19 protein-coding genes and 4 pseudogenes are annotated in these 24,956 nt (G+C 47.1%); 14 read left to right on the forward strand and 9 right to left on the reverse strand.

The genetic code is table 11. The features are described 5' to 3' along the window. Positions 1-160 precede the first annotated feature (160 nt). From Q0Z70_RS00810 to Q0Z70_RS00820, 3 genes are read right to left on the reverse strand one after another with little or no spacing between them, the layout of a single operon-like run. The gene (locus Q0Z70_RS00810) at positions 161-487 is read right to left on the reverse strand and encodes a DUF5056 domain-containing protein (protein ID WP_298071714.1); all 327 of its coding nucleotides are present in this window, start codon (positions 485-487) and stop codon (positions 161-163) included. Further along, complete coding sequence (locus tag Q0Z70_RS00815) at positions 474-1,019, reverse strand: sigma-70 family RNA polymerase sigma factor (RefSeq protein WP_298071716.1); 546 nt, start codon at positions 1,017-1,019, stop codon at positions 474-476. The genes Q0Z70_RS00810 and Q0Z70_RS00815 overlap by 14 nt, the downstream gene beginning before the upstream one ends. After that, the gene (locus Q0Z70_RS00820) at positions 1,016-1,720 is read right to left on the reverse strand and encodes a DUF6249 domain-containing protein (RefSeq protein WP_298071718.1); all 705 of its coding nucleotides are present in this window, start codon (positions 1,718-1,720) and stop codon (positions 1,016-1,018) included. Before Q0Z70_RS00820 ends, Q0Z70_RS00815 begins: the two co-directional genes overlap by 4 nt. A 242-nt stretch (positions 1,721-1,962) precedes the next feature. Between Q0Z70_RS00820 and Q0Z70_RS00825 the strand changes: the two genes are divergently transcribed. Then, positions 1,963-2,307 carry a hypothetical protein gene (locus Q0Z70_RS00825; RefSeq protein ID WP_298071720.1) on the forward strand — a complete coding sequence of 115 codons (345 nt, stop codon included), beginning with the start codon at positions 1,963-1,965 and terminating at the stop codon, positions 2,305-2,307. A 180-nt stretch (positions 2,308-2,487) separates the two neighbouring features. Beyond that, positions 2,488-4,788, forward strand: a complete 2,301-nt coding sequence (locus Q0Z70_RS00830; RefSeq protein WP_298071722.1) for a TonB-dependent receptor — start codon at positions 2,488-2,490, stop codon at positions 4,786-4,788. A 600-nt stretch (positions 4,789-5,388) separates the two neighbouring features. Here the strand turns inward: Q0Z70_RS00830 and Q0Z70_RS00835 are convergent. Continuing rightward, positions 5,389-6,450, reverse strand: coding sequence for an acyltransferase family protein (locus Q0Z70_RS00835; protein WP_298071724.1), 1,062 nt, complete (start codon positions 6,448-6,450; stop codon positions 5,389-5,391). Between the two features lie 127 nt (positions 6,451-6,577). Here Q0Z70_RS00835 and Q0Z70_RS00840 point away from each other — a divergent pair. Together Q0Z70_RS00840 and Q0Z70_RS00845 are read left to right on the forward strand one after the other, a co-directional pair. Continuing rightward, a pseudogene (locus Q0Z70_RS00840) lies at positions 6,578-7,159 on the forward strand (IS982 family transposase); the annotation flags it as partial. A 283-nt stretch (positions 7,160-7,442) separates the two neighbouring features. Beyond that, the gene (locus Q0Z70_RS00845; protein WP_298071727.1) at positions 7,443-8,924 is read left to right on the forward strand and encodes an rRNA cytosine-C5-methyltransferase; all 1,482 of its coding nucleotides are present in this window, start codon (positions 7,443-7,445) and stop codon (positions 8,922-8,924) included. A gap of 39 nt (positions 8,925-8,963) precedes the next feature. Here the strand turns inward: Q0Z70_RS00845 and Q0Z70_RS00850 are convergent, their stop codons facing one another. The 5 genes and pseudogenes from Q0Z70_RS00850 to Q0Z70_RS00870 all read right to left on the reverse strand — a co-directional run. Next, entirely contained in the window at positions 8,964-10,190 is a 1,227-nt protein-coding gene (locus tag Q0Z70_RS00850) for a TolC family protein (protein ID WP_298071729.1), read from the reverse strand. Next, positions 10,187-13,309, reverse strand: a complete 3,123-nt coding sequence (locus tag Q0Z70_RS00855; RefSeq protein WP_298071731.1) for an efflux RND transporter permease subunit — start codon at positions 13,307-13,309, stop codon at positions 10,187-10,189. The genes Q0Z70_RS00850 and Q0Z70_RS00855 overlap by 4 nt, the downstream gene beginning before the upstream one ends. 18 nt (positions 13,310-13,327) lie before the next feature. Further along, positions 13,328-14,506 (reverse strand): efflux RND transporter periplasmic adaptor subunit, encoded by a 1,179-nt coding sequence (locus Q0Z70_RS00860; protein ID WP_298071733.1) that lies wholly within the window; start codon positions 14,504-14,506, stop codon positions 13,328-13,330. Between the two features lie 110 nt (positions 14,507-14,616). Then, on the reverse strand, positions 14,617-15,036 hold the full coding sequence (locus Q0Z70_RS00865) for a DUF6769 family protein (RefSeq protein WP_298071735.1): 420 nt from the start codon (positions 15,034-15,036) through the stop codon (positions 14,617-14,619). An 80-nt stretch (positions 15,037-15,116) separates the two neighbouring features. Next, positions 15,117-15,357: pseudogene (locus Q0Z70_RS00870) on the reverse strand (ABC transporter ATP-binding protein); the annotation flags it as partial. Positions 15,358-15,525: 168 nt separating this feature from the next. On the opposite strand from Q0Z70_RS00870, the gene Q0Z70_RS00875 reads away from it, so the two are divergent. The 10 genes and pseudogenes from Q0Z70_RS00875 to Q0Z70_RS00915 all read left to right on the forward strand — a co-directional run bounded on the left by Q0Z70_RS00875 (position 15,526) and on the right by Q0Z70_RS00915 (position 24,888). After that, positions 15,526-16,509 (forward strand): GntR family transcriptional regulator, encoded by a 984-nt coding sequence (locus Q0Z70_RS00875; protein WP_298071737.1) that lies wholly within the window; start codon positions 15,526-15,528, stop codon positions 16,507-16,509. A gap of 87 nt (positions 16,510-16,596) precedes the next feature. Beyond that, positions 16,597-18,372 (forward strand): L-fucose isomerase, encoded by a 1,776-nt coding sequence (fucI, locus tag Q0Z70_RS00880; protein WP_298071739.1) that lies wholly within the window; start codon positions 16,597-16,599, stop codon positions 18,370-18,372. Positions 18,373-18,511: 139 nt separating this feature from the next. After that, positions 18,512-18,901, forward strand: coding sequence for an L-rhamnose mutarotase (locus Q0Z70_RS00885; RefSeq protein WP_298071741.1), 390 nt, complete (start codon positions 18,512-18,514; stop codon positions 18,899-18,901). A gap of 21 nt (positions 18,902-18,922) precedes the next feature. Beyond that, complete coding sequence (fucP, locus tag Q0Z70_RS00890; RefSeq protein WP_298071744.1) at positions 18,923-20,233, forward strand: L-fucose:H+ symporter permease; 1,311 nt, start codon at positions 18,923-18,925, stop codon at positions 20,231-20,233. A 132-nt stretch (positions 20,234-20,365) separates the two neighbouring features. Further along, positions 20,366-20,524: pseudogene (locus Q0Z70_RS00895) on the forward strand (IS66 family transposase); the annotation flags it as partial. A gap of 413 nt (positions 20,525-20,937) precedes the next feature. Further along, positions 20,938-21,042, forward strand: a pseudogene (locus Q0Z70_RS13515) (IS982 family transposase); the annotation flags it as partial. 560 nt (positions 21,043-21,602) lie between these two features. After that, complete coding sequence (locus tag Q0Z70_RS00900) at positions 21,603-22,625, forward strand: hypothetical protein (RefSeq protein ID WP_298071746.1); 1,023 nt, start codon at positions 21,603-21,605, stop codon at positions 22,623-22,625. A 21-nt stretch (positions 22,626-22,646) separates the two neighbouring features. After that, positions 22,647-23,294, forward strand: coding sequence for a porin family protein (locus Q0Z70_RS00905; protein ID WP_298071747.1), 648 nt, complete (start codon positions 22,647-22,649; stop codon positions 23,292-23,294). A gap of 729 nt (positions 23,295-24,023) precedes the next feature. Continuing rightward, on the forward strand, positions 24,024-24,356 hold the full coding sequence (gene queD / locus Q0Z70_RS00910; protein WP_298071749.1) for a 6-carboxytetrahydropterin synthase QueD: 333 nt from the start codon (positions 24,024-24,026) through the stop codon (positions 24,354-24,356). Beyond that, on the forward strand, positions 24,343-24,888 hold the full coding sequence (locus Q0Z70_RS00915; protein ID WP_298071751.1) for a radical SAM protein: 546 nt from the start codon (positions 24,343-24,345) through the stop codon (positions 24,886-24,888). Before queD ends, Q0Z70_RS00915 begins: the two co-directional genes overlap by 14 nt. Positions 24,889-24,956 lie beyond the last annotated feature (68 nt).

The following is a 24,956-nucleotide window of genomic DNA, read 5'->3' on the forward strand; positions in this document are numbered from 1 at the left end:
GATGGTTTGGGCAACGGTATGTCCCGTATGGAATAGTAATGCCGTTGTCAGTAATAAATGATATATAAAACCTTTCTTTGCCATGTCAGTTTTTTTACGATAGCAAAGATATAACATCTCACGGACAATACGGTTCTTTGTGCAGGGGAAAAAGTCGTTTTTATGCCAAAGAAGCTATTTTTTTGTACATAAGAAACAGCAGTACGACAACAGCCACTGCCAGTGATTTGGGATCTGTCTGCATCATACCGTTTTCTATAGTGGTGGTGAACGTCTCGCGCAGCGTATCCCACACCAGTTGCACTCCGTCCAGCAGGACGAACAGCACGGCGGCCAGCGTAAATCCTCCGGCTGTCCATAGGTGTGCCAGGCGGTTGCTTCGATGGGGCAGGCGGCGCATCACGCGGCGTGTGAATCCGTTGTCGGCCACTTCCTGCCTTTGTCCGGCGAAGAAGTTTTCCAGTAACTTGTCATTATTTTCCGTCATAACCATTCTGTTTTAAGTATGTTGCCATCTTTCCTTTGGCCCTCGAAAGATGGCTTTTTACGGTTCCCGTGGGGCATCCGGTAATGCTCGCGATCTTGTCTATGCTTTGGTCTTCCAAGTAGAAGAGGGTGATGCAGGTACGCTCGATGTCTCTCAGTGTGGCCAACGCACGGTGCAGGTCTGAATGCAGGCCCGTGTCCGGCTGGCGCACGCAGCATTGGGCATCTACCCGCGCCGTATCTAAATCGTCTGTCTCCTTTCGGCTTCGAAGATAATCATAATATTGGTTGTATGCAATGCGGTAGAGCCAGGTGGAGAAACTGGACAGGTTCTTGAAGGAGGCCAGGTTGGTGTAGGCACGGATAAAGGTGTCTTGCGCTAAGTCATCACTCAGTTCGCTGTCGCCGCAGGTCAGGTTCAGGAAGAGGCGCCTTACGGGCGACTGGTATTTCCTGACCAGTTGGTCGAAGGCGCGGGTGTTGTGGAACACCACGACCTGCGTAATCAGCGATATGTCGTTGAGTTGGCTCATGCTTCCGGTTCGTTTGTGTCTTCGGCATTAAGCGTGTTTTTTTCGTTATGCTCCGTGCGGGTGATAGGCTGGCTGTCGCCTTGTTTCGGCTGGGTATAATAGATAGTCACCTGTCCGAATCCCGTAAACATGATGAGCAGTCCGATGCAGCCCAGACCGAATTCGTCTGTAAAGGCCCACAGGAAGATGAAAAGCCCGATGCCTAAGAAAATGTTCTTGATGCCTCGATTGCGCAGATCTTTTGTTCCTGTTTCCTTGGCATCCTTGAAAAAATCGGGAGGCAGCTGTTGTCCGGCAGCCAATGCCTGTTCGGCCAGGCGATATTTGGCCTTTCGGCTCTTGTAGCGGAAGTAGAAGATGATGAAGATGTGTAGCGCGGGCAGGCCAAATACGAAGATGATAGCCGTTATGGCGACGATAGTTTCCGATACATCATCGCCGAAGTTGAAGCCCGTCCATTGCGGGCTGCTGCTGTCGTGACGGTGGTGGTAGGTGCCGTCGTTGTCGGCTTCACCGGAGTCGGTGCCTTCGTAAGTGGTAATGCTCAGAGTGTCGGTGGTTCGTTGGCCGTCTATCACGGTGTCTTGCAGCTCGATGACGCGTTTCATGTCATTTGCAGTGATAGTTACAGTTCTGTTTCCGGCCTGCATGCCCAGGCTGGTGACGGCCATCAGGCCGAATAGGATAAGGATACGTTTCATATTCGTCAGTCTTTTATTCGTTGCTTATTTTTTTGTTTTCTTTATCTGTCAGACGGAATATACACCCGCCAAGTTGCAAAGAGACAACTTTTTTTTCAGATTTCTTCGGATAGCTCCTATTTTCCCATAAAAGTCGCAGAGACATTTTAATCGTACACTAAATCCCTATAAGTGGGTAGACTGAAAATTTGTTTGGTCGTATAAATACCCCTATCTTTGCCGCCACAATTTATTATAGACAAATGTTTTTGGAGAAACTGCGCCGCATCATGAAGTATTTTCTTCCCCTGTTGTTTCTGACGTATTGGGGAGGAGTCTTGCTGTTCACCCATTCACATGTGGTGAACGGGGTCATCATTGTGCATTCGCATCCCTTCAAAACCGGCCATCAGCACACTCAGGGTCAGGCCGAGACCATCTTCTTTCTCGATCACTACGTGGCTTCTTCCGTTCCTGTGCTGTTGGTTGCCATTCCCTGCTTCTGTGCTTTGTTGGGCATGCTGGCTGTTCCTCGCAGGGCGCGTCTTAGTTTGTCGAAGTTGGAGGATGGCATCCGTCTGCGTGCTCCTCCCGTTTATGTCCTCTGATTGACCGATTTATAGTTGTGACCGGTAGGTGTTCATGGATTCACCGCAGATTACTCGGATTGTTATAGATTGTTCCATCTGATTTTCTGTGTTTGAGGACAATATCTGCGTAATCTGTGGTGAGTATTAGTTTAGGTACATCTACTCTTTCCTTTATTTAAATAATAAGATAGAAGACACATGAAAAAATATATCTTTCTTGTGGTAGCTGTGCTGTGTGCACTGTTGCCCGCTACCCTTATGGCCGAGAATTTGAAAAGCTCGGATGCCAACATCGTAGGACATGTACTGGAGAAACATACCAAAGAACACCTTTCTTATATTACCGTTTCATTGAAAGGTACCACTATCGGTACCTTGACCGATGTCACGGGTCACTATTTTCTGAAAAACTTGCCTGAAGGTCGCTTTACATTGCAAGTCAGTTCCGTGGGCTACAAGACCTTGACGCGAGAAGTTGTTCTGAAGAAGGGCGTCACGCTGGAGGAAAACTTTGAATTGGAGGAAGACCTCGTGACATTGGACGGTGTGGTGGTCACCGCCAACCGCAGTGAGACTACCCGCCGCCTGGCTCCCACGCTGGTCAATGTCATGGATTTCAAACTCTTCGAGCAGACCAACTCCACTACGCTTGCTCAGGGGCTGAACTTCCAGCCCGGCGTGCGTGTGGAGAACAACTGCCAGAACTGCGGCTTCCAGCAGGTGCGCATTAATGGTCTTGACGGCCCTTACACGCAGATCTTGATTGATTCGCGCCCCGTGTTCAGCGCCCTGGCAGGGGTGTACGGATTGGAGCAGATACCGGCGAACATGATTGAGCGTGTGGAGGTGATGCGTGGAGGCGGTTCGGCTCTCTTCGGCGCGTCGGCTATTGCGGGAACCATCAACATCATCACAAAGGAACCCTTACGCAATTCTGCCCAACTGGGATATACCATTATGGGCGTGGGCGGTCTTTCGTCGTTTGATAATAATACGACGATGAACGCCTCATTAGTGACCGATAACCACAAGGCAGGCATCTATGTCTTTGGGCAGAACCGTCAGCGTAGTGGATTCGACTATGACGGCGACGGCTTCACCGAATTGCCCAAGCTGCGCAACCAGACCGTAGGTTTCCGCTCCTTCCTCAAGACAAGCAACTACTCTAAACTGACCTTCGAGTACCATCATCTGCAGGAACTCCGTCGTGGCGGCAACTTGCTTGACCGTCCGCCTCACGAAACCGACATAACTGAACAGACCGAGCACAGCATCAACAGCGGTAGTGTGAAGTTCGACTACTTCTCACCTGACGAAAGACATAAAGTGAATGTCTATGCCTCCATGCAGCATATCGACCGCGACAGCTACTATGGTGGCGACCATTCACTCAATGCCTACGGAGCCACTACAGACTTGACGTGGGTGGTCGGTTCACAATATGTCTACCATTTTGACCGCTGCCTTTTCTTGCCTGCCGACCTGACTGGCGGCATAGAGCACAACCAAGATGTCATGCACGACAATATGTGGGGCTATAACCGTTATATTGATCAGACGGTGCGCATCACCGGTGCCTTCCTGCAGAATGAGTGGAAAAACGACTGTTGGAGTTTCCTTGTGGGCGGTCGTTTGGACAAACACAATCTCTTGGATCATGTCATCTTCAGTCCGCGTGTCAACCTGCGCTACAATCTTACGGAAGATATTAATCTGCGTGCTGCCTACTCTGTGGGCTTCCGTGCTCCGCAAGCATTCGATGAAGACTTGCATGTCGAGAATGTGGGTGGCAATGTGTCCATGATCCAGCTGGCTAAGGACTTGCGTGAAGAGAAGTCGCACAGCTTCAGCCTTTCTGCCGACATGTATCACCGTTGGGGAGCTTGGCAGGGTAATCTGCTGCTTGAAGGTTTCTACACTAACCTGTCCGACGTGTTTGCCCTGCGTGAGATCGGTACCGAAGACGGCATTCTGAAAAACGAGCGCTACAATGAGAAGGGAGCCCGTGTCTATGGCGTGACGCTCGAAGGCAAGCTGGCCTGGCTCACCACCCTTTTGCTTCAGGCGGGTGTCACTCTGCAGAAGGCCGAGTATAAGGAAGTCCGCCAGTGGAGCGACGACGAAACTGTTCCCTTAGAGAAGCGAATCTTCCGCACCCCCGACACTTATGGTTATATGACGCTGACTTACAGTCCTGTGAAACCGTTGAGTATTATTTTGTCGGGCACCTATACAGGTAGCATGCTGGTGGAACACCGTACCGGCTACATTGAGAAAGACCGTGTAGAGACTACACCCAGTTTTTGGGAAATGAACCTCAAAGCCGCCTACGACTTCACCCTTTACAAGAACATCATCCTCCAGATGAACGTCGGCGTGCAGAACCTCTTCAACGCCTATCAGAAAGATTTCGACCAGGGGAAGCTGCGTGACTCCGGCTACATCTACGGTCCCGGCCTGCCCCGTTCTTACTTTGCGGGAGTGAAGTTCAGTTACTGATGCGTAGAGGCAGATACAGATTCTCCTGCAAAAGAAAAAGAGGAACATCCCGGCACGGCACATGTCTATCGTATATGCTGCATCGTATGTTCGACTTTACCGGAGGCGTTCCTCTTTCCTTTCGTGAAATGACTCCTTTTTGCGGTTCTGTACTTAGCAACTGATTAAGTTCTAATTTAACGTGAGTTCGACGAATTTTAAGTTCTTATGAATTTGGTGATTAGCGAAAATTGTTGTAACGTTATAGTGCTGATTTATAAATGTTTACAAACAATAATCGTTATGATCACCGAAAGCAAAGTTATAGAATTATTCTGCATGGCAGATGAGAGCCAGCCCAATAAACAAACAACCAGCCGTTGACTTTTTTGCGTATGGAATAATTTGACATCAGAATCAGGCATACCAAAATTATCGCAGGAAATATCTGTATCATTTTTTAACTACCGGGAATATTAAATATGGAGTATTGAATTCCAATATTATGCAGAAAACGACTGCATACTCCAGGATTCTTCTAATTGCAGTTGTCATCAGTCCTATTTATGTATATAGTTTAGAACGTCAGTTTTTCGTCCGTTGCCTATTGTGGCCGATATTCTATGGCACAAGCCCTTTCACCAACGGAATCCTTTTCATTACCCAAACGATAAGGACACAGAAAGCATACATCACAACGAAACGTATGAGTATCACCGATTCCGGTATCTTGAAATAATGGAGTGCCTTGAAACCGATTGATTGTACCAGATATATCCCCAAACTCAATGAGCTATAATGAGCCAGGCTCTCCTCCCTGATGTGAAGGCGGGCAAGCAGTCTTTGCCAGTCATAGTTCTTGACGAACAGGAATACCGCCGTTGCGCTCAGTATGCATGGCACATTCGTGTACTGCAGGAAATACTTGTAATGTCCGGGGGCGTAGAGAGTCAACAAGGCTGTTCCCGCATACATGACAATCATGGACAAAATCCCCGTCATGTATATTCTACGTCCGGTGGCCCGGCTTATCTCATAATGTCCCACGTAATACCCCAGAACGGTGAAATACAAAAACCGAGAACCTAAAAGGTAAATGTCCGCCAAAGTGTTTCTTGCAGTGAAATCCGCATCCAATGGGGGAATCCAGCTAAGCAACAGTCCGGTTATCAGGAAGAGGCGCAGCAGTTTCCGCCCGGCATTCAGTACGAACACAGCCAGAAACGGCATGGAAAGATAGATTAGTATCAGCGGCACGAAGAACCACATGAAACCATTGTATTCAAAGAGGACAAATTTCCGTACCAACGTTGGAATCGTCTCCATTGGCTCTCCTTTCAAGTAAAGCGTGAATATGTGCACGCACATGTAGAAAAGATTCCATAATATGAGCGGAACACCAAGCCGCTGCCATCTTCTCATATAAAACGTTTTTACCCCCCCCCATGCATCTTGCCTGTTGTCATGGATTAACGATTTGCGCATCAGGGTAAAGCCTGACAGCATAAAGAATATATTTACCGGCCACAGCACGAAACTATGCGTGAACAGCCCTATATACCAGTTGGCCGAGGGAGTGCCGGAGAAAGCATGCACCTCCTTATTGGTGCAGTGGAGCAAAAATACCCCTGCACAAGCCATGATGTTAAGCGCATCTATCCATACGATTCTTTCTTTAGCCATGTCAGTTCTCTATTTCATAATTTAACGTGAGTTCGACGAATTGTAAATGCTTATAAAATTGGTGATTGGCGAAAATTGTTGTATCTTTATAGTGCTAAAAAAGAAAGAATTACGAACAATAATCGCTATGCTCACCGAGAGCAAAGTTATAGAATTATTCTGTATGGCAGATGATTTCTACAAGTTTTTTGAAGCCATGATGACAAAATACACGCTTAAACCTGCTACAAAGCGGAAATATCACCGTGTTTCAACCCTGTCAAAGGCAGAAATCATGCTCGTCATGATACTTTTTCATGATTCAGGCTACCGTTGTCTGAAACATTTCTATCAGGAAAAGGTATGCAGACATATGCGCCATCTATTTAAAAGTCGTCTCCTATAACCGTTTTGTAGAATTGGAAAAAGAAGTGGCCATCCCGCCGGCCCTGTTCATCAAGAAAGTCCTTTTGGGTAAATGTACCGGCATCAGCTTCATTGACAGTACTCCTTTACGAGTGTGTAGGAACCGGAGAATCCATATTCATAAGACGTTCCAAGGAATCGCACAAAGAGGCAAATGCTCCATGGGCCGGTTTTCGGGTTTAAATTACATCTCATATGCAACGAACGCGGAGAACTCTTGAATTTCATGATTACTCCCAGTGATGTGGATGATCGTAAGCCTCTTGAATGCAAAGCCTTTGTGGAATTTATATATGGGAAGCTTGCCGATGCATCCTAATTTATAAGGATTTACAATTCGTCGAACTCACGTTAATTTAGTGAGAAGTGATTGTTTTACGTTTCAGTAAGTGTGTACGGATACTGTTATTTCGTAGATAATATTGATCTTAATAAGCTTTTGTTTGTCGAGCCATATCGGTGTGGTTTGTTTTTCTTTTTAGTCAGAAACTCTTTTTCTCAGTTAGGGAAAAATATCTATGGGATTAGGGGAATAACTTTTCTTCAATTTCTTTACTTTTGTACCCGAACATCTCAGAAGATATGCCATGCAACTACCCGTTCCTTTTGTAAATTATACCCGTGCTCTGTTGGGCGAAAAAGAATATGACTGTCTGTCCGTTACTTTGCTGGAGGGCGAGCAACCTGTCAGCATCCGTTTGAACCCTCAGAAGTTCGTTCATTCTTTATCCTTCATTCTTCATTCTTCGTTTTCAAATGTTCCTTGGGCTACCGATGCCTACTATCTGGATCATCGCCTAACGTTTACTTTCGACCCTCTGTTCCACGCCGGAGGCTACTATGTGCAAGAAGCGTCGTCCATGTTTGTGGAGCAGGCGGTGAGGCAATATCTTTCGGACCGAGCGGTAGCGGTGCTCGATTTCTGTGCTGCGCCGGGTGGCAAGTCTACTCACTTGCGCAGTCTCTTGCCTGCGGGCAGTCTGTTGGTGGCTAACGAGGTGATGCGCAACCGAGTGCAGGTGCTGGCGGAGAATCTGACAAAGTGGGGACATCCCGATGTGATAGTGACGAACAGCAATTCGGCGGAGTTTACTCCATTGGAACATCTGTTTGACTGTATCTTGGCCGATGTGCCCTGTTCGGGAGAAGGCATGTTCCGTAAGGATGAGACGGCCGTCAGTGAATGGAGCGAAGAGAATGTAGAAATCTGCTGGCAACGCCAGCGACGCATCCTAACGGACATTTGGCCCTGTTTGAAGCCGGGCGGACTGCTAGTGTACAGCACGTGTACCTATAATACGAAAGAGAACGAGGAGAACGTGCGCTGGATTCGCGACGAACTGGGGGCGGAGGTGCTGCCGCTTGATGTGCCTGCCGAGTGGGGGATTACCGACAATCTTCTGACAGGGGAAAATTTCCCCGTGTATCGTTTCTTGCCGCATAAGACGCAAGGCGAAGGTTTTTTTCTGGCTGTGTTGCGCAAAGCAGGTGACGAGGAGGCGAATGGCACGCTGATGACACCGATGGGGAGGATGAATGTAAATAAGATTGTTTCGGGTAAACAGAAAGAGAAGAAAATGAAGGGTGGCAAAACTGCGTCTTCTTCGGCTTTTGGTAAGGAACAATTGGCGGCGGTACAAGGCTGGCTGAACGAGGCGGAAGGGTATAGCCTGATACCCGACGGGCAAACGTTGACTGCTTTCGCTACGTCGTGGCTTCCTGTTTTGTCGGCTTTGAAGCATCATGTTCGTGTCCTGCAGGCTGGCGTGATGCTTGCCGAGGCGAAAGGTAAGGACTGCGTTCCTGCTCATGCATTGGCTATGAGTTGTTTGCTTCATCGTGAGGCTTTTGCCAACGAAGAGGTGGACTATCCGACGGCTATTGCTTATCTACGTAAAGACATCGTCACCCTTTCAAGTGCGGCTCCTCGCGGTTTTGTATTACTTACTTATCGAGGTTTTTCTCTTGGTTTTGTGAAAAATGTCGGCACCCGTGCCAACAATCTCTATCCGCAGGAGTGGCGCATTCGCAGCGCCTATCTGCCGGGAAAAATAGAAACTTTAATTTAACTGAAAATGGAGAATGAGTGACTCCCCATTCTCCATTTCTTAAAGTTTACTTTTATATATTCTCGCCATCACTTTTTGATATTGGTTCTCTAACTGTAGTAAGTTAGCTTGGCTCTGGTAAATGACGGAAACTTCGACAAAGTACTCGATCATGCTGATCTGTCCGCCTTCTATAGCCTGGCGAAGCAACTTCAGATCCTGCTGACGGCCGAAGATCTCGGCATACTCCTGCATGGAGGCTTGAAGATTGCAAGCCTCTTCGTAGAGCTGCCACAGGGCGGTGCTGGCGCTGAGGTGGGCGTTCTCTTTCCGGTAATCTGCGCTGATAGCCTGTGAACGGGCGGCTTTCACCTTGCCGTGGTTCTGGAAGATGGGGAACGAGAAGCCCACCACTAAGCCGTTCAGAGGATGGCGGCTCTCGGTGTTGCGGCGATAGCCCAGTTCTAGGCTGGGCAGCCAACCCTGACGGCTGACAGATACTTGTTTTTGTGCTGCTTGGTTTTCCTGCTGGATCGAGATCAGGGCGGGATCGGAGGCCAGCAACTCTTCGCACAGAGGGCCGAAGTCGGCAGGCAGGGGTACAGACGGATAGTCTGTCAAACCCAAGTTCTGTACCGTAGCGGCAGCAGAGCCGTCGGGCATGGGGCGGCCAGGAACGAGCGACAGATTGCCGTTCAGGGCTGTGAGTTCCTTCAGTTTGCTGTCCAATGCCGTGCGGTTCATGCGGGCCTCGGTACGCACGTTCAGTAGTTCGAGGTTGATTTTATTGATTTCCAATGTGTTGGCATCGCCTGTTTTCATACGGAGGCGGTAGCAGGCAGCTAGTTCTTCGGCATTCTTCAGCCGCTCGTCCAGCAACTGTTGCTTTCGGTTGAGATAGATGATGTCGAGGCAGGCCTCCTGTGCTTGGAGCAGGATGCTCTGTCGCTGAGCATTGGTTTGCGCATTGAGCGCATTGGCTTTTAGCTGATTCATGCGGGCACGGCTGACATAGAGCGAGGGGAAATCGAAGCTTTGGGTAATGATTAGCTCGCCCACGGTGATGTTCTTGTCTTGCGAGTCCCACAAGTGGGCGTACGACAGGGTGGGGTCGGCCAAATTGTTCGAGGCACGATTCTCCAGTTTCTGTGCTTCCGTAGTGTGGGCGTAGGCCTGTATTTCCTTGTTGTTGGTTTCGATCTGCTGGAGTATGGCTTCAATGCTGTTTTGAGCGTGCACCCCTGCCGCTAGGGCAAGGCATGCACAGATGATTATTATCTTCTTCATTCTTTTTTGGTGTGTATTAGCAGATAAACGATGGGGATGATGAACCCGTTGAGGAAAGTCGACGTTAGCAAACCGCCGAGGATAACTTTCGCCATAGGACTTTGTATCTCGTTGCCGGACAGGTCACCGCCTAAGGCTAACGGGATGAGGGCTAAGGCACTGCTCAGGGCCGTCATTAGGATGGGATTCAATCGGTCGATTGAGCCGCGAATGACACTGTCATGTAACGAGTAGCCTTCTTCGCGCTGCAGGTGGTTGTAATGGCTGATGAGGAGCATGCCGTTGCGCGTGGCGATGCCGAACAGCGAGATGAAACCAATAATGGCCGGGATGCTCACTTCGCCTGTAGTCAGCAGTAGGGCGAAGACGCCTCCGATGAGGGCTAACGGCAGGTTGACGAGGATGACGGCGCTCTCTTTGACACTACGAAACTCGTGGTAGAGCAGCAGGAAGATGACGACGATGGACATGAGCGATGTCAGCAGCAGCGTGCGGCTGGCTGCTTGTTCACTCTCGAACTGGCCACCATACTCCACGTGGTAACCTTCGGGTAACTTTACTTCGGCATTGATACGTGCCTGGATGTCGGTCACTACGGAACGCAGGTCACGGTCGGCCACGTTGGCCGAAATAACAATCTTACGCTTCACGTTCTCACGGCTGATGCTGTTGGGGCCCATGGAGAAGCGAATATCTGCCACATAGTTCAATGGTACTTGGCGATCGTCGCCCGTGTCAATCATCAGGTCACTTATCTTACCGGTCTGGTCACGAAGGTCATCGCGCAGACGGACGGTGAGGTTGAACGATTTGCCCTGCTCATAGACCTGCGACACGGTTTCGCCCGCTAAGCAGGCGTTGACGTATTCTGCAAATTGGGGCAGAGTAATGCCATAGCGGGCCAACATCTCGCGGCGGGGCGTCAGTGTGAGCTGCGGACGGTCGATCTGCTGCTCCACGGTGAGGTCGGCTACACCCTCGACGTTCTGTATCTTGTTTCTGATTTCGTTGGCTATACTGAACATGCGGTTCAGGTCGTCACCAAAAAGCTTGATGGCGATGTTAGCTTTCGTTCCAGAGAGCATGGCATCGATGCGGTGGCTGATTGGCTGTCCTATTTCAATGTTCACGCCGGACAGGGTACCGAGCTTTTCGCGCACCTCAGCCACCACCTCGCTGCGTGAACGGTTTTTTAGTTCGAAGGGCGCCTCGATTTCCGACCCGTTCACACCGCGCGAGTGTTCGTCTAACTCGGCGCGGCCTGTCTTGCGGGCTACGGTCTGGATTTCGGGCACGGTAAGAAGCAACTCTTCGGCACGGCGTCCGATGGCATTGCTCTCTTCGAGCGAGATACCCGGCAGGGAGGAGAGGTTGATGGTGAACGACCCTTCATTGAAAGGCGGCAGGAACGAGTGCCCCAAGGTGAAGAACAGGCCCAAGGTAACAGCGAAGAGAGCGACAGTATAACTCAGTATGGCTCGTTTATGGAGTAACGTTTTTTCGAGTACAACCTTATAGGCTTTCTTCAATGCTTTTGCTATAGCAGAGTCACTTCTTTCTTTTTTCTTATCGGTAGATTGTTTTTTATCTAAAAGGTAAGAACAGAGTACGGGCGTCAGTGTCAGTGCCACTACCGTCGAGGCGGCCAGGGCGGTAATGAAAGAGATGCCCAGCGGAACGAGCATACGTCCTTCCATGTCGCTCAAGAAGAATAGGGGCACGAAGCTGACGATGATGATGAGTGTGGAATTGAGGATGGGCATGCGTACCTCGCGCGAGGCATTGAACACCACTTGAAGCACGGGCAGACGGCGATCTGACGGCAGGAGGCGGTTTTCGTGCAGACGGTGCCAGACGTTCTCTACATCAACGATGGCGTCGTCCACCAGCGAACCGATGGCAATGGCCATACCGCCTAAACTCATAGTGTTGATGGTCAGTCCCATGTAGTGGAGCACCAGTACGGATACAACCAGCGATAGGGGCAGGGTGACGAGCGAGATAATTGTCGTTTGAACGTTGGATAGGAAGAGGAAGAGCACGATGACCACAAAGATGCCGCCTTCGATGAGCGACTTGCGCACGTTGCCGATGGAGCTTTCTATGAAGCGGCTCTGGCGGAAGATGTCTGTTGATACTTTCACGTCGGGGGGCAAGTTCTTCTGCAGATCCTTTAGAGCGGCTTCCAGTTTGCCGGTTAGTTCCAGTGTGCTGGTGGCGGGCTGTTTCGTTACGGTGAGCAACACGGCGGGTTTAGCACGCTCCGAAGCCAGCCCCAGTTTGGGCGTCTGCGCACCGATGCGTACATCGGCCACGTCTTCCAGTAGGACGGGCAGGCTGGAACCTGTGGCTTGCAGTCCGTCATTTGTGGCTGTTTTGACTACGGTTTTTCTCAGCAGTTCGGTATTAGTCGTAGCCGTCAGTCCGCGCACAATGTATTCGTTGCCGTATTCGTAGATAACGCCTCCGTTAGCGTTGAGGTTCATGCCGCGAGTGGCACCGAGCACTTGACCCAGTGTCACGTCGTAGTGGCGCATACGTTCAGGGTCAAGCTGTATCTGATATTCCTTGATGTCGCCTCCCAATACGGCTACCTGAGCCACACCGCCCGTTGAGAGCAGACGTGGACGGATGGTCCAGTCGGCTATCGTGCGCAGATCGAGCATGGAGGTAGAATCGGCCGTGAGACCTACAATCATTATCTCACCCAAGATAGACGACTGCGGCCCCAGTGTCGGTTTGCCCACGCTGGCTGGCAACTCTTCGGCCACAAGCGAGAGTTTCTCGCTGACAATCTGTCGGGCCAGATAGATATCCGTGTCCCAATCGAATTCCACCCATACCACGGAAAAACTGTGGGTGGACGAGGAACGTACGCGGCGCACGTGTGTAGCACCGTTAACGGCAGTCTCAATGGGGAAAGTGACGAGCTGTTCCACTTCCTCGGCCGCCATGCCGTTGGCTTCAGTCATGACGACTACGGTAGGTGCGGTGAGATCGGGGAATACATCCACTTCCGTGTGCATGGCGGTATAGGTACCGCCCACGAGCAACAGCACTGAGGCGACAAGCACCAAGATGCGATTCTGTAGGGAGAAATGTATGATATTATTAAGCATAAGCTTTCTCCTTTCCAGTTAGTGTTCATGACTATGAGCCGGTATTGCATTCGTCGCTCCGGCCAGTTTTACCTGATAGGCACCGCGAACGACGAGGCGGTCGCCTGCTTTCAGCCCGTTGAGTACCTGTACTCGCTGACCGTTATCGGTACCTAAGGTGACGAGTTGCTTGCGGTAGCACTCCTCATCCAGCTGCAAGTAAACGTAAAAGCTACCCTGCTCTTCGGTCAGGGCTGAGTGAGGCACGCTGATGACACCCTCCATCGGACGGGCCAGCAGATAGATTTCGACGAAAGATCCGGGTACTACGTCACCCCGATTGTCGAATTCGAAAGTCACGGGAATGTAGTAGCTGCTTTCGCCCGAGGTCTTGCCGTAGGACAATAGACGGCCGTTCAGGTCCTGTAGAGCATATACCTTATTATTATAAGGCGTGCAGAAGTTGGCCGAGGTGATGGCGGGTAGTGAGGCATAATGCTTCTCTGACACGTCGGCACGGAGGAAGAGGCGGCGGTTCTGTGTGATGCTTACCAACGGTTGACCCACGGTGACGTAGTCGCCTTCCTTCACCAGCAGACTCTTCACATAGCCGTTGATGGGGGCGATGACAGCCTGTCCACGGTCAGTGTGGTTTTTGGCCACGGCCTCGTAGCTGATTCGGGCGTTCTCATACGCCTGTTTGGCCTGCGCGAAGTCTTTTTCCGATACGATGCGACTCTCCACGAGTACCTGCATGCGTTCGTATTCTTTCTTTGATACGTCGTAGACTACACGGGCTTTTTGCACGGGGTCACCCTCGGAGATGTTGCCCGATGAGAGCAAGATGAGCGGCATGCCTTCGTGTACACTCATACCTTCGATAATTTTCCCCTTGAACGACACGATGCCTGCTACAGTTGCTACGACTACACGTTCGTTGCCTTGTGCGGCCAGTACCTGTCCGCTGGTCTTGATGATCTGGGTGAAGCTGCCCGGTTTTATGGTGTCCGTCTCCACGCCTGCGGCCTGCGCCTTGGCAGGCGGCATGACGATTTCGTCCGAGGTACCTTCAGCATGGGCGGATTTAGTGTGTGTATCTGCTTCGTGGCTGTGAGCTTCGGTGGCATGGTCGTGCCCTTTATGTTCATGATCGGACTGGGTGTTGCAGGAGCCCAACGAGCATGCGACGAGGGCTCCCAGAAATATCAGTTTTTTCATTGATATATTGGATTAAGTTCTTGCAATATAAATAGATTTGGTTTTCAGTTGCAAAGATAATGCCAAAAGGCCGCAACTGGGTTGCAATGTGCTGGTGCACACGGCAGCGTTTATGCAAGAAGACTGGGAGGAGCCCTTAATCCAGAGGCACGGGCAATGTAGACACCGAACAGCGATTCGATGTAGGTGGAATATAAAGCGGTTGAATGAGAATCTGTGTAGGAACACAACAGACTGACGAGCAGACTGAGATCGGCCGGTTGCAGGACAGGCTGTGACTGGGAAGTTTGACGCTCCACTCGCGGTGTACGCTGGACGAACTGATGGGTAAGGCAACCCTTGTCGTGGCAACAGTTGGGATGGCCTGCCGGATGGTGGTGATGATTTGTTTTATCGCAATCGATATGCAGGTCATTCTTCAGGCAAATGGCCTCGCTGCCATGATGATGATGAGGTATGACGGGCACCGCCAGCATCAAGATGCTGAGCAGAAGTAGCAGTGCGGTAATGTAGGGCTTCCGTATCATCATAACGTTCAGCGTGAAGTTGTGCAAAGATAGCAATTATTTCTTTTCCAATTCGCTAAGTGACTCCATTTTTTTCTTCCCTGAGAATTGTAGTCGGTGTGCGTTTCCAGTTTCTTGTTCAGGTGTTCTATCTCGGTCTTCATCTCATACAGGTGGGCAAAGATCAGGGCTGTATGTACCGGCCAAAATCTTCAGCAAGGCGCTTTTGCTTACGTCGTTTTTGTCCATAAGGGTGATGCCGTCTTTCTTGTTGATTACGAAAGAGATGTCACTGAATGGGGTAGTGCAGCCAAACTCTACGTCCGGTTCATTCATGCTTATCATATTATAATGTAATGTCTTTGGTTAAGGGAGTAAGGATAATGCAATCCGAACGAAGTGCAAAAGTTTTTTATGTTGCATAACATAGCCTTAAGGTTGTTCTTTTCCGAAATAATAGCTTCCTTTGAATCAGCATAGTTCAGTACAGAAAAACTCAAATTAGTAGGTGTGATGGACGCTAAATGGTTCGGACAACAATCGAGTAAGGTTACCCAGTTGGCAGACTTGATTAGCCAAGCAATTTCCATGCGGGAGTTTCTTGAAGGGGATTCTTTGCCATCCATCAACGAATTGAGTCGTCGGTATGGAGTGTCGCGTGATACGGTCTTCAAAGCGTTCTGTGATTTGAGGGAAAGAGGACTTATTGACTCGACTCCTCGTAAGGGTTATTTTGTAACAAACCAGGTCACTAATGTGTTGTTGTTGCTGGATCAATATACCCCTTTCAAGGAAACTTTATATAATAGTTTTGCCAAACATCTTCCTGTTAATTATAAGATAGATTTGCTTTTCCATCAATATAATGAACGTCTTTTCAGTACAATCGTTCGGGAATCCGTCGGAAAATATAGCAAATATGTTGTGATGAATTTTGATAATGAAAGGTTCAGCACTTCATTGAATAAAATTAACCCTGCTCGTCTGTTATTGCTCGATTTTGGAAAGTTTGAAAAGAATCGCTATTCCTATCTTTGTCAGGATTTTGATGAGGCCTTTTATGGGGCTTTGCAACGTTTGAACGATCGCTTTTCTTCGTATCGGAAGTTTGTCTTTCTTTTCCCGTCTTCTTTGAAACATCCTCAAAGCAGTAAAGACTATTTCTTTTGTTTCTGTCAGGATTACAACCTTTTCGGAAGTGTGGAGGAAGATGTTGAAAGCCTGAAAGTGGAGAAAGGTACGGCCTATTTGGCGATTAAGCAACAGGATGTGGTGAAAGTGGTGAAACAGGGGCGGCTGACAGGACTGAAATGTGGGAAGGATTTCGGTTTGCTGGCCTATAATGACATTCCTTCTTATGAAGTGATTGACGAAGGAATTACGGCTTTAACGATTGACTGGGAGCAGATGGGAAATGAAGTGGCGCGGTTTGTGTTAGATAATGCGGTGGTGCAGAAATATCTGCCTACGGAAGTTAGGCTTCGAAATTCTCTTTGATTTTTTGAATGGTTTTCAGTACAGTTCAGTGTAGAAAAGCAGAATGAATAAACATAGAAGATATTGTAGATATAAATAGAACAGTTTATGAAAAAGTATCCTAAAATTGGTATTCGCCCAACCATTGACGGTCGTCAGGGCGGTGTTCGTGAGAGTTTGGAAGAAAAGACCATGAGCTTGGCAAAAGCAGTGGCCGAGTTAATCAGCAATAACCTGAAGAATGGCGATGGTAGCCCTGTAGAGTGCGTGATAGCCGACGGAACCATCGGTCGTGTGGCTGAAAGTGCTGCTTGTGCCGAGAAGTTCGAACGCGAAGGCGTAGGCTCTACCATTACCGTCACATCTTGCTGGTGCTATGGCGCTGAGACGATGGATATGAATCCTTACTACCCGAAAGCCGTGTGGGGATTTAATGGAACAGAGCGTCCGGGTGCCGTTTATCTGGCTGCCGTGTTGGCCGGTCATGCTCAGAAAGGACTTCCTGCATTCGGCATTTATGGCCGTGATGTACAGGACTTGGATGACAATACGATTCCTGCAGATGTGGCTGAGAAGATACTCCGCTTTGCACGTGCTGCCCAAGCTGTAGCTACGATGCGTGGCAAATCCTACCTCTCTATGGGTAGCGTGTCTATGGGTATCGCAGGATCTATCGTCAATCCAGATTTCTTCCAGGAGTATTTGGGCATGCGTAACGAGTCTGTCGATCTGACCGAAATTATTCGCCGCATGACGGAAGGCATCTACGACAAAGAAGAATATGTCAAGGCGATGGCTTGGACTGAGAAATATTGTAAAGTGAACGAAGGGGAAGACTTCAAGAACCGTCCTGAGAAACGCAAGACGCGTGAGCAGAAAGATGCCGACTGGGAGTTCATTGTAAAGATGATGATCATCATGCGCGACCTGATGACAGGCAATCCGAAACTCAGGGAAATGGGCTTCAAGGAAGAGGCATTGGGTCATAATGCCATCGCCGCAGGTTTCCAAGGCCAGCGTCAGTGGACCGACTTCTATCCCAACGGCGACTATCCAGAAGCTCTGCTCAACACTTCCTTCGACTGGAATGGCATCCGCGAAGCCTTTGTGTTGGCTACAGAGAACGATGCTTGCAACGGTGTAGCCATGCTTTTCGGCCATCTGCTGACCAATCGTGCACAAATCTTCTCCGACGTGCGTACCTATTGGAGTCCTGAGGCAGTGAAACGTGTGACAGGTAAGGAATTGACCGGCTTGGCATCCAATGGCATTATCCATCTGATAAACTCTGGTGCTACGACGTTGGATGGTTCAGGCCAGTCAGTGGATGAAGTAGGCAATCCCGTGATGAAAGAGCCTTGGAATATGACTCAGGCCGATGTGGACAACTGTCTGAAGGCCACAACCTGGTATCCTGCCGACCGTGACTACTTCCGTGGAGGTGGCTTCTCGTCCAACTTCCTGTCCAAAGGCGGTATGCCTGTCACTATGATGCGTCTGAACTTGGTCAAAGGTCTCGGCCCTGTGCTTCAGATAGCAGAAGGATGGACGGTGGACATCGATCCTGAAATCCACGAGAAACTGAACATGCGTACCGACCCGACTTGGCCTACGACGTGGTTTGTTCCTCGTCTCTGTGACAAACCTGCTTTCAAGGATGTCTATTCGGTCATGAATAACTGGGGAGCCAACCATGGTGCTATCAGCTATGGTCACATCGGTTTGGACCTGATAACGCTGGCATCAATGCTGCGTATTCCCGTCTGCATGCACAATGTGGAAGACGATAAAATCTTCCGTCCAGCCGCATGGAATGCCTTCGGAATGGATAAGGAAGGGGCCGACTATCGCGCATGCAATGTGTATGGACCGTTGTATAAATAACCCGTTAGGGTGAAACCATGCTTTCGTACAGATGAAGCCATTGCTTTCTTGAGTAGAGAACGATGCTTTGTCTGTACGAAAGCAATACTTTGTTTCTATCATACCATAATAATGAATCGAATTTAAAAACGAGAACATCATGGACACTCCTCAAGAGGGTTATCGTGTACAGACCTATCATGTACCTGTAAAAAGATATTGCCAGACACTTGATTTGCGTGACAATCCTGAATTGATAGCCGAATATCGGAAGCGTCATGGTCGTATGGAAGTATGGCCAGAGATATTGGCGGGTATTCGTGAAGTGGGTATTCTGGAAATGGAAATATATATAGTAGGCACACGCCTTTTTATGATTGTGGAAACACCGCTCGATTTTGATTGGGATACGGCGATGGCCCGGCTGGATACGCTGCCTAAGCAACGCGAATGGGAAGCCTACATGTCAGTTTTTCAGCAGGCTGATCCTCAAGCCAGCTCTGCTGGAAAGTGGAAATTGATGGAACGGATGTTCCATTTGTATGAGTAATAATAAATCCGATAAGAAACCATGAAAACCGATAAAGCTTCTATTCTGTCAAAAGACGGCGTAAGCTACTTGATTCCTTTTGTGTTGATCACCTCTTGTTTTGCCTTATGGGGATTTGCCAACGACATTACTAATCCGATGGTGAAGGCTTTCTCCAAAATTTTCCGTATGAGTGCTACCGATGGTGCATTGGTACAGGTGGCGTTTTATGGCGGATATTTTGCCATGGCCTTTCCTGCTGCCATGTTCATCCGTAAATATTCGTACAAGGCCGGAGTCCTGTTGGGGCTTGGCATGTATGCTTTCGGGGCTTTTCTCTTCTTCCCGGCCAAGATGACAGGAGCATATTATCCTTTTTTGATTGCGTATTTTATTCTGACCTGCGGCCTATCTTTTTTGGAAACCAGTTGTAATCCTTATATCCTTTCCATGGGGACGGAGGAAACCGCCACGAGGCGTCTCAATCTGGCTCAATCTTTCAATCCCATGGGTTCGCTCATTGGAATGTATGTAGCCATGAATTTCATTCAGGCACGCCTTCATCCGCTCGATACGGCCGACCGTGCCCTTTTGAGTGAACAGCAGTTTGAGACAATCAAAAATAGCGATCTCAGTGTGCTGATTGCTCCTTATCTGGCCATTGGTCTGATTATCTTGCTGATGCTGATACTGATCCGTTTGGTCAAGATGCCTAAAAATGGAGAGGAGAACCACGATATTAATTTTATTCCTACGTTGAAACGTATCTTTGCCCAATCCCGCTATCGGGAAGGAGTTATTGCCCAGTTCTTTTATGTGGGTGCACAGATTATGTGCTGGACGTTCATTATCCAGTATGGTACGCATCTTTTCATGTCGCAAGGTATGGAAGAAAAGACTGCAGAAGTCCTTTCGCAGAAATATAATATTGTGGCAATGGTCATCTTCTGTGTTAGTCGTTTTGTTTGCACCTTTATTCTTCGTTATCTGAATGCAGGCCGATTGCTGACGATTTTGGCAGTGTTGGGTGGTATCTTTACATTGGGCGTTGTCTGTCTGCGAAATATATATGGTCTGTATTCATTGGTAGCTGTTTCTGCCTGCATGTCTTTGATGTTCCCTACCATATATGGTATTGCCTTGAAAGGGTTGGGTGAAGATGCCAAGTTTGGTGCGGCTGGCCTGATCATGGCTATATTAGGAGGTTCGGTATTGCCTCCATTGCAGGCACTTATAATTGATATGAAGACTGTTGGTGGCTTTCCGGCAACTAATTTGTCTTTCCTTCTCCCTTTTGTTTGTTTTGTGGTCATATCGTGGTATGGCTATCGTACAGTCCGCAACAGATGGTAAGTCTATTGGGAAACTAACATGGTAGATTTGATTAGGGAGTAATATATTTAGCCTGTCCAACTTTTTGGGCACTTCAATTGCTACCGTTTTCATGGCTAAACAAGAATATTTTGAGGAACAGATGGATGCATTCTTCAGGTCTTGACCTATGGGATTTATGTAAAGAACGTCTCTTTAGCTCTTCAGTACCAGTGGCTTACGAATATGGAGATGGCTATATCCGCTAATACACTGCATAATCGGTTGAAGAAGGGAAAGAAATATCTGGATGAGTGGGTTCTTGTACTCAAGTGCGACCATAAGGAAACATTTTTCAAAAAGATCTTTAACGGATGATGGGACTGTGATATGGTGCCCGGTAAAATCACTTTGGCTACAAGTTAATGTTAAATTCAAAGCTGATTATAATATAACGTGAACTTGGCAAATTTTAATCATATAGAGAGTTTGCGCAGCCTTGTTACGTATCGCATCAACTGACTGTATATCAATAAATTGGTGTGACAGGACTATTTTACTCGTGCCAAAGCACCGTGTTTCTTCCTTTTTTCTTCACGGGCAAGTCCTTACGGCCTGACGCCATGCTTACTGACCCTCTGACGAAGTGCTTCCTCCCCTCCTCATAAAGCACTGCGTGACACCCTCACGAAGCACTGCGTCGGGACTTCAGGAAGTGCTGCGTGGCAGCGGAAGGGAATAGACATTTCATTGCCAATTCATTGTCAGTTATCGCAGCCTGTCGTTGCTTTGAAAAGGGACTCGCCATTGATGTGAAGTTTATCAATGACGGGCAGCCTACATGGCTTTGATTTTATTTCGAACTCACGTTAATATAACTTGGCTTAGGGCACTGCTTAGTGCCTTAATTAACAATCAAGTGCTATATTTTTAGCATTATCATTATTTTTTTGCTTGCTTTTGTTTTTATTAATATTATTTGTAAATTTGCACCGTCCATACTTCTAATAAGGGGAGTAGCGATCGTACTAAAAACTATAAAAAGAAATAATTATGAAGAAAATTAATTTTTTGTGGCTAATGGGCATTTTAATGCTTATGCCGATTAGTTTTACATCTTGTTATGATGATAACGAGAGATTGGCTCTGCATCCGATTTAGTCAGTATGTGAAAGATATTTTTTACGCAAATGAAATAGGGATGACACTGGTATATGGAGTTAAAATGGAAAAATAATGATTAGAAATATACATTAAGGTGAAAGTTATTCTGAAACAGTCATTGTAAAAGAATTGACAAGTCTCCCAAATTATTGATAAGTACACGGATGATAGAACGTCCTATGAAGATTAAGAGTTTACTGAATATCTCAAAATTTTTGAATAACCTAATATCATATTGCAATTTAAGATGAATAAATATTTTATATTTTTAGTTCTTTTAGCATTGACCTTAAATGTAAATGCAAAAAGAGTGCGTGTAAATTACGGTATTATAGCTGTTCCTGAAGAAGGTGGCATTAAATTTGAGAAGATAACAGATGATGCCGATGCAGTTGCTATCCCTTTTGCTACAGGGAACTCTAAATCAATATTGAATTTCAGTTTTGGAAAACAAAATATATCTGCTGTAACTTGGTGGGTTAACCCTTTGATAGCTTTATCGCCTGACGGTTCTAAGATTGGTTATGTAAATGATAAAAATAGTACAAAAAATATCATGATTAAAAGTGCTTCCACTGGTGGAGCAAGTGTACAGCGTACATTTAGAACAGCAGTAATGGACTTTACGTGGAGTAGTGATGGTAAAACACTTTGTTTTACGGAAATGAGGGGTGGGCATTCTGGAATTTATTTAGTGAATGCAGACCAAGGCTCTGTTGTTCAACAAATTTCCACAGGAACAGAAAATGATTATGGTGGAGTATTGTCATCTTCAGGAGATGATATATATTTTCATCGTGGAGAAGGTTTTGGGGCTTTTAGTTTGTGGAGCTTTAATCGTAAGACTAATTTGTTTTCTAACTATTCGCGTGGAATGACCCCTTGTCTGATTCCTGGAGATCCTAATACAGTGTACTGTTGTCGTTTTACAGACAAACATGAAGCTGAAATTTGGAGGATTAACTTCAAGACTGGAGTAGAAGAGGTGATTTTAACACAACCTGGTAGAAGTTTTACGACTCCCCGTTTATCACCTGACGGACGTTGGATATTGTGCACAGGTAGCAGTGTTTCAGAAAAGGATAAAACAATGAATACTGATATATTTGTGATACGCACGGACGGAACGGGATTTACCCAATTAACCTATCATCCGGGAAATGACTTATCGGCTATATGGGCTCCAGATAGTAAAAGTATTTATTTCCTTTCTCAACGTGGAACAAAAGAAGGTAATTATAATGTATGGCGTATGGATTTTAATTTGTAATACAATATTTAATTAAAGATCATGAAGAAATTTTTATTAGTTTTAGTTTGTGCTATTGTATGCACATCAATTGCATCAGCGCAATATGCATCGGATGCATCGAGTTCTTTTTTTTCTGTTCAGAGGTCAGATGAGCCTGTAACTTTTGGTATTCGTGGTGGTGTTAATTTTGCAAAACAAACAGCGTCTTCTGACGGATATAGTTTTTCTCCAAAGAATAACGTTGGATTTAATTTCGGTGTCAGCGTGGACATACCGATGATGGAAAGCTTATATCTTCAATCAGGTTTATACTATACCGTAAAGGGGTATAAGTTGGAAGAAGATGGATATACAGAGAAAGCAACTCCTTCTTATCTTGAATTACCTATTTTAGCTTCTTACCGTTACAATTTTAGTGAGTATACACAATTGCAGGTAAACTTTGGTCCATATTTGGCTTATGGAATTGCCGGAAAATATAAATGGGACGATGGAGACGATGATGAAGATTATTTTAACGATGATATAAAAAAATTTGATGCAGGGCTTGCAATCGGGGCCGGTATGATTTTTGGTCACATCTTTGTTGGCATAAATTATGATTTGGGATTAACAAATATATTAAAAGATAGCGAGGGGACACTAAAGAACAAATGTCTGTCTATCAATGTCGGTTATAATTTCTAATCACTTGTGAAAATCACACGTTGTAGGTTTTAAGGAAGTCAAATGATTCCGATAAAGAATAGAATAAATAGGCAAAAGCGTGCAGCTCATTGGGCTGCACGCTTTTGTGTTTATAAGGTTCATGGTTGATATTTATATGTTTTTTATCTCTTATCTGCGACATCTCTTATTTGGCGATAAGGTACAACTTGCGATATTGAGGTGCGGACTATAGACACCGTTCAAAATTTTGTATAAATGGGAACAGGAATTAGCTGTAAGTTTCTTCTTATATTTGGATTCTATTTTCAAAAATAAGCATATATTGGTTCATAGTCAAGCCTCGGTTATGAATGGGTTGTAGCTATTTCTTTTAATTTATAAATCCATTCAGATTGTCGGTATAGGTAATAGTATATCCTGCACTCCACGTATTCTATGATAAAATCCATCTGAATACCAAATCTGTTCCAAGCATTAGTTGGTCTGGCAGACATCATAGTGATAGATGGTTACCTCTATATTCCAGACTTGTCAAACAGCCGTGTTGGGTAGGAGATTTTACCTATCTCAAAGTCTTGTATGAAAGAATATGCCTGCGACGTCCAGGTTCGGCACAAGTTTCCTAAAATGATACAGATTACTTTCATGGCGAAAATGTAGAAAGGATAACGAAGAAATTCGTATTTTTGCCACTGCATTGAGGTGACATTAGATGCAGAATTTATATAAGTAATCGTTATTAAACCTATGTACACAGTAGTCAAGCGTATGGAGGTGTCGGCTGCCCATAGCCTACGCCTTTCTTATCCCAGCAAATGTGAGAATCTGCATGGTCACAACTGGATTATAACCGTTTGGTGCCGTTCGCGCGAATTGAACGAGGACGGCATGGTTGTAGACTTTACCCATATCAAGCAGATGATAATGGACCGGCTCGATCACAAGAACCTGAATGAAGTCATTCCCTGCAATCCTACGGCCGAGAACATAGCCCGTTGGGTATGCGATCAGATACCCATCTGCTTCAAGGTGGAGGTGCAGGAGTCCGAAGGGAATATGGCTGTCTATGAGGAAGATTAACGAAATATTCTACAGCTTGCAGGGCGAAGGATACCATACAGGCACTCCCGCCGTTTTCGTGCGTTTCTCGGGGTGTAACCTGAAATGTCCCTTTTGTGACACGCATCACGAGGAAGGCACACGAATGACCGACGAGGCCATCCTGACAGAAGTGCAGAAATATCCGGCCCGTATGGTGATTCTAACCGGTGGCGAGCCTTCGCTTTGGATTGACGGAGCGTTTGTGGAACTGCTGCATCGGGCTGGGAAGTATGTCTGTATTGAAACGAATGGAACCCGTCTCCTACCGGAAAACATTGATTGGGTGACCTGCTCGCCCAAGCAGGGAGGCGCGTTGAAGTTGGCTCACATGGACGAAGTGAAGGTGGTGTATGAAGGGCAAGATCTGACACCTTACGAGCTGTTGCCTGCTATGCACTTTTTCTTGCAGCCCTGTTCGTGCCAGAATATAGTCGAAACAGTGGCTTGCGTGCTGGCACATCCGCGCTGGCGGCTTAGCTTGCAGACCCATAAGTTGATAGACATACAATAAGAAAACTAACCATATTATTCAATCAATTTGATGAACTCATGAACGTAGGTTTGTTTCATGTTTGGACG

This window comes from uncultured Bacteroides sp., from assembly GCF_947632445.1.
In the GTDB taxonomy this organism is placed as follows: domain Bacteria; phylum Bacteroidota; class Bacteroidia; order Bacteroidales; family Bacteroidaceae; genus Bacteroides.

Coding starts and splice junctions, on each gene's coding strand:
- fucP (WP_298071744.1), top strand. CDS start 18,923: ATGAAAACCGATAAAGCTTCTATTCTGTCAAAAGACGGCGTAAGCTAC.
- Q0Z70_RS00845 (WP_298071727.1), top strand. CDS start 7,443: ATGCAACTACCCGTTCCTTTTGTAAATTATACCCGTGCTCTGTTGGGC.
- Q0Z70_RS00865 (WP_298071735.1), bottom strand. CDS start 15,036: ATGATGATACGGAAGCCCTACATTACCGCACTGCTACTTCTGCTCAGC.
- Q0Z70_RS00905 (WP_298071747.1), top strand. CDS start 22,647: ATGAAGAAATTTTTATTAGTTTTAGTTTGTGCTATTGTATGCACATCA.
- Q0Z70_RS00915 (WP_298071751.1), top strand. CDS start 24,343: ATGAGGAAGATTAACGAAATATTCTACAGCTTGCAGGGCGAAGGATAC.
- Q0Z70_RS00900 (WP_298071746.1), top strand. CDS start 21,603: ATGAATAAATATTTTATATTTTTAGTTCTTTTAGCATTGACCTTAAAT.
- Q0Z70_RS00885 (WP_298071741.1), top strand. CDS start 18,512: ATGGACACTCCTCAAGAGGGTTATCGTGTACAGACCTATCATGTACCT.
- Q0Z70_RS00820 (WP_298071718.1), bottom strand. CDS start 1,720: ATGAAACGTATCCTTATCCTATTCGGCCTGATGGCCGTCACCAGCCTG.
- Q0Z70_RS00835 (WP_298071724.1), bottom strand. CDS start 6,450: ATGGCTAAAGAAAGAATCGTATGGATAGATGCGCTTAACATCATGGCT.
- queD (WP_298071749.1), top strand. CDS start 24,024: ATGTACACAGTAGTCAAGCGTATGGAGGTGTCGGCTGCCCATAGCCTA.
- Q0Z70_RS00830 (WP_298071722.1), top strand. CDS start 2,488: ATGAAAAAATATATCTTTCTTGTGGTAGCTGTGCTGTGTGCACTGTTG.
- Q0Z70_RS00810 (WP_298071714.1), bottom strand. CDS start 487: ATGACGGAAAATAATGACAAGTTACTGGAAAACTTCTTCGCCGGACAA.
- Q0Z70_RS00855 (WP_298071731.1), bottom strand. CDS start 13,309: ATGCTTAATAATATCATACATTTCTCCCTACAGAATCGCATCTTGGTG.
- Q0Z70_RS00850 (WP_298071729.1), bottom strand. CDS start 10,190: ATGAAGAAGATAATAATCATCTGTGCATGCCTTGCCCTAGCGGCAGGG.
- Q0Z70_RS00860 (WP_298071733.1), bottom strand. CDS start 14,506: ATGAAAAAACTGATATTTCTGGGAGCCCTCGTCGCATGCTCGTTGGGC.
- Q0Z70_RS00825 (WP_298071720.1), top strand. CDS start 1,963: ATGTTTTTGGAGAAACTGCGCCGCATCATGAAGTATTTTCTTCCCCTG.
- fucI (WP_298071739.1), top strand. CDS start 16,597: ATGAAAAAGTATCCTAAAATTGGTATTCGCCCAACCATTGACGGTCGT.
- Q0Z70_RS00875 (WP_298071737.1), top strand. CDS start 15,526: ATGGACGCTAAATGGTTCGGACAACAATCGAGTAAGGTTACCCAGTTG.
- Q0Z70_RS00815 (WP_298071716.1), bottom strand. CDS start 1,019: ATGAGCCAACTCAACGACATATCGCTGATTACGCAGGTCGTGGTGTTC.